The organism is Synechococcus sp. R6-5, assembly GCF_047461775.1.
Classification (GTDB): Bacteria; Cyanobacteriota; Cyanobacteriia; order Thermostichales; family Thermostichaceae; genus Thermostichus.
Genome location: NZ_JANSHV010000266.1, coordinates 1 through 3,826 on the forward strand (window position 1 = coordinate 1; position 3,826 = coordinate 3,826).

Annotated in this window: 3 protein-coding genes; all 3 read left to right on the forward strand. The window is 59.6% G+C overall.

What is annotated here, in order from left to right:
• Positions 1–15 precede the first annotated feature (15 nt).
• Positions 16–435: an aldo/keto reductase gene (locus NW818_RS12495; protein ID WP_414331959.1), complete on the forward strand. Its 420-nt coding sequence runs from the start codon at positions 16–18 to the stop codon at positions 433–435.
• A 159-nt stretch (positions 436–594) separates the two neighbouring features.
• Positions 595–3,198: a heavy metal translocating P-type ATPase gene (locus NW818_RS12500; protein WP_414424732.1), complete on the forward strand. Its 2,604-nt coding sequence runs from the start codon at positions 595–597 to the stop codon at positions 3,196–3,198.
• 288 nt (positions 3,199–3,486) lie between these two features.
• The coding region (locus NW818_RS12505) for a DUF4388 domain-containing protein (RefSeq protein WP_414424733.1) at positions 3,487–3,826 on the forward strand (340 nt) is incomplete at its 3' end.

The following is a 3,826-nucleotide window of genomic DNA, read 5'->3' on the forward strand; positions in this document are numbered from 1 at the left end:
CAGTGTTCAGCGTAAATGTATCAGCACGGCATTCACACTTTGGTGTACAGTCCCCTCTGCCGAGGTCTGCTGAGCGGACGGATGACGCCGCAAACCACCTTCCCCCCAGGGGACATGCGCGCCGGGATCGATCCCAAGTTTGTTGAACCGCGCTACTCCCAGTACCTAAAAGCGGCAGAGGCATTGAGCCGGTTTGCTCAGGATCGCTATGGCAAGACCTTGGCCCAGTTGGCGGTGCGCTGGCTGCTGGATCAACCGGGGGTGAGTGTGGCGCTGTGGGGGGCACGCAAGCCCTATCATCTGGAGGCAATATCCGGCCTTTGGGGCTGGTCGCTGGATGCGGAAGCGATGCAGACCATCGAGGATATTTTGCAAAGGTATGTTCCCGAGTCCATTCCCCCCAGCTTTATGTCCCCGCCTGCCCGCGCTGCCTAGTTGTTGCTTTCTGTTCCCTTGCCGTTTGCGTTAGCGGTGGGGAGCACTTTGTTGCCGGGATCCCAGTCCTACGATTGAGTTTGGCAAAAAATGAGATTTAGAGCTCTGTCCTACTGCAGCCAGTAGGGCCAGGAGTCTGTCAACCACGGGAGAACAAAGATGGCCATCCCAGATGCATTCGCGTCAGCAGTGCGGAGCACTCTGACCCATAAGGCCCATAAGGCAGACAGGCCAAGGGATCCGGCTGACCAGAATGGGCCCACAGCGCCTTCTCAGGAGGGATCCCTGATTCTCCAGGTGGGGGGCATGAGTTGTGCCGGCTGCGTCCGCACCGTTGAGCAGGCCCTGCTGAGACAGCCGGGGGTGGTTAAGGCCAGCGTTAACCTGGTTACCGAGTCGGCCCTTGTGGAGTTTGCCCCTGGGATCCGGCCCGACCCGCAGCACCTGGCCCAGATTTTGACAGAGGCAGGGTTCCCCAGCCGCTACAGTTCAGAGGGTGAGGCCCTCTCCGGCGGGAGTTCGGTTCCCGTCAGCGGTGCGGAGCACTCTCAAGATCCCTCTTCCCCTCCCGGTGGGTGGGAAGAAGCCTTGGATGTGCCTGCGGATCCCCTCTCTCGGCAGCGACAGCAGACCCGACACCACATTCGCCAAGCGCTCACCGCCGCTTTTTTGCTGCTGATTTCTGCCGCCGGACACTTGGATCTCTTCGCCCGTCTGGGCTTGCCCCTCCTTAATGATGTCTGGCTGCACTGGGGCTTGGCGACCTTGACTTTTGTCGGCCCAGCTCGCGGCATTGTCCTGGATGGTTGGAGAGGGGCGCGGCGGCTGGCCCCCAACATGAACACCTTGGTTACCTTGGGATCCGGATCGGCCTACCTGGCCAGTCTGGCGGGGTTGTTGGCCCCTCAGGTGGGCTGGGAGTGCTTTTTCGACGAGCCCGTCATGATGCTCAGCTTCATCCTGTTGGGACGGGCCTTGGAACAGCACAGCCGCCTGCGGGCGGCCAGCAGCCTGCAATCGCTGGTGAGCTTGTGTCCCAGTTTGGCTCGGCGGGTTCAGCCTGCAGAGAAGGCGGGATCTCTGGCTTCCAGCCCAGAGGGGAACCTGGATCTGGGATCCCAAACCGGAGAATGGTGTCCTATCGAACAGGTGCGAGTGGGGGATTGGCTGCAGGTGCGGGCTGGCGAACAGATCCCGGTGGATGGAGAGGTCATTGCCGGCCAGGCCACGGTCAACGAGGGGATGTTGACGGGGGAACCCTTGCCGGTGCTGAAACAAGTGGGGGATCCCGTGGTGGCGGGGACGCTGAACCAATCGGGGTTGTTGCTGTGCCGAGCGACGCGCACCGGGAAAGACACCACCTTGGCCCAGATCATCCGCCTGGTGGAAGAGGCCCAAGCTCGCAAGGCCCCCATCCAACGGATAGCCGACCAGGTGGCGGGCTACTTCACCTATGGGGTGGTCACGCTGGCCATTCTCACCTTTGGGTTCTGGTACTGGATTGGGATCCCGCTTTGGGGGAGCGACGGTGCGGAGCACTTCGTCCTGGCGGGGTTCAGCCTGCACGCCCATCTGCATCTGGGTGACCATCCCCCTCACCCCACACCCCTGCTCAGCAGCCTCAAGATGGCCATTGCCGTTTTGGTGGTGGCCTGCCCCTGTGCTTTGGGATTGGCTACGCCGATGGCCATCCTGGTGGGTACTGGCTTGGGAGCCGAGCGGGGCTTGCTCATCCGAGGGGGAGATGTTCTGGAGAAAGCCCATCGCTTGCAAACGGTGGTCTTCGACAAAACCGGCACCCTCACCCAAGGGGATCCCCGCCTGACGGACTGTCTCAGCCTTGACCCCTCCCTAGATTCCAATCGCCTGCTCCAACTGGCGGCCACAGTGGAAAGCGGCACTCGCCATCCGCTGGCGCAAGCCATTTTGCAAGCCGCCCGCACCCAGGGTTTGCCGTTGCTCTCCGCCGGCGAGTTTCAAACCCAACCGGGGATAGGAGTCGCCGCCCAAGTGGAAGGGCAGGCAGTGGTGTTGGGATCCCTGGATGGGCTGGCTGCTTTGGGGATCCCGCTGTCCCAGGAGACCCAGGCCCAGGCCGAGGCGCTACTGGCAGCCGGCAAAACGGTGGTGGGCGTGGCTCTAGAGGGATCCCTGGTGGGGCTGCTGGCAGCCCAGGATCCCTTGCGGCCTGATGCGCAGGCAACACTGCGACAACTGCAAAAGATGGGCTTGCAGGTGATGCTGCTTACTGGCGATCGGGCTGAGGTGGCCAAGCAGGTAGCCGAAGCTCTGCAAGTGCCCGGGATCCGCGTTATCGCCGAGGTTCACCCGGCAGACAAAGCTCAAGTCATCCGCGACCTGCAGACCCAAGGCCAGAGAGTTGCCATGGTGGGAGATGGCATTAACGACGCTCCGGCTTTGGCCCAAGCCGATGTGGGCATCGCCCTGCACTCAGCCACTGATGCGGCCTTAGAAACCGCCGATATCATCCTCATGCGCAACCGCCTCTGGGATGTGGTGGAAGCTATCCGCCTCAGCCGCGCCACCTTCCGCAAGATCCAGCAGAACCTCCTCTGGGCTGTCGGCTACAACCTGGTAGGGATCCCGGTGGCAGCAGGCGTGCTCCTACCCCCCTTTGGCATTGGGCTTAGCCCGGCAATCGCTGGGGGTCTCATGGCCTTGAGTTCCCTCAGTGTAATCCTCAATTCACTCCTCTTGAGGCGAACTTTTGTACCCCGTAGATCTTCGAGTAGCCGCAGCTAAAAAAGTGTTAAAAACTACGAATGACTAAGTATCGATCGTTAAGTCTTCCGAGGTTTTACCGAGCTTCTGACACAATTTCCGCTGCATCCAAGCCAAAAATTCGGCAACTTCGTACATTTGATTATACATTTGATTAAAAAGATTAATCCGCTTTAACTTTTGAGGATTTGGTTGTAAGACTAGGCCGAAACCAAGCTGTAAGCGCATCTTCTGGTTTCTTGCTTAGCAAAGCAAAAACCGTGAAAATACTGAGAAAGCGCATCTTGCAGCGGTGAAGGGAGCAAAAGTATGGCGATGCTTGGAGATCTTCAGGAATTTTCCTTATGCGACCTGTTGCATTTAATGGAAAAGGGTAAGAAAGCAGGGCAATTATCCATCTGGGCACCCAATGGCATTCAGCGGATTTGGTTTTACCAAGGTCGGGTGGTCGCCGCCCTCGCCCCTGAAGAAAAGCATCGTTTGGAAAGCCTGCTGACGCGCTTTGGCTTGGTGGACGAGCAGGTGGTCAGCCAGTTGGTCGCTAGGGGCTTGGAGGAGCCTCTGGGGCGTTGCCTGCAGCGGCAAGGGTTGATCTCGCCCGTAGATTTGGCCAAGCTCTTTCGCCATCAACTGCAAACCGGCCTCTACA

Excerpts from the sequence above, each read along its gene's own strand:
- NW818_RS12500 (WP_414424732.1), top strand. The coding sequence starts at position 595 with ATGGCCATCCCAGATGCATTCGCGTCAGCAGTGCGGAGCACTCTGACC.
- NW818_RS12495 (WP_414331959.1), top strand. The coding sequence starts at position 16 with ATGTATCAGCACGGCATTCACACTTTGGTGTACAGTCCCCTCTGCCGA.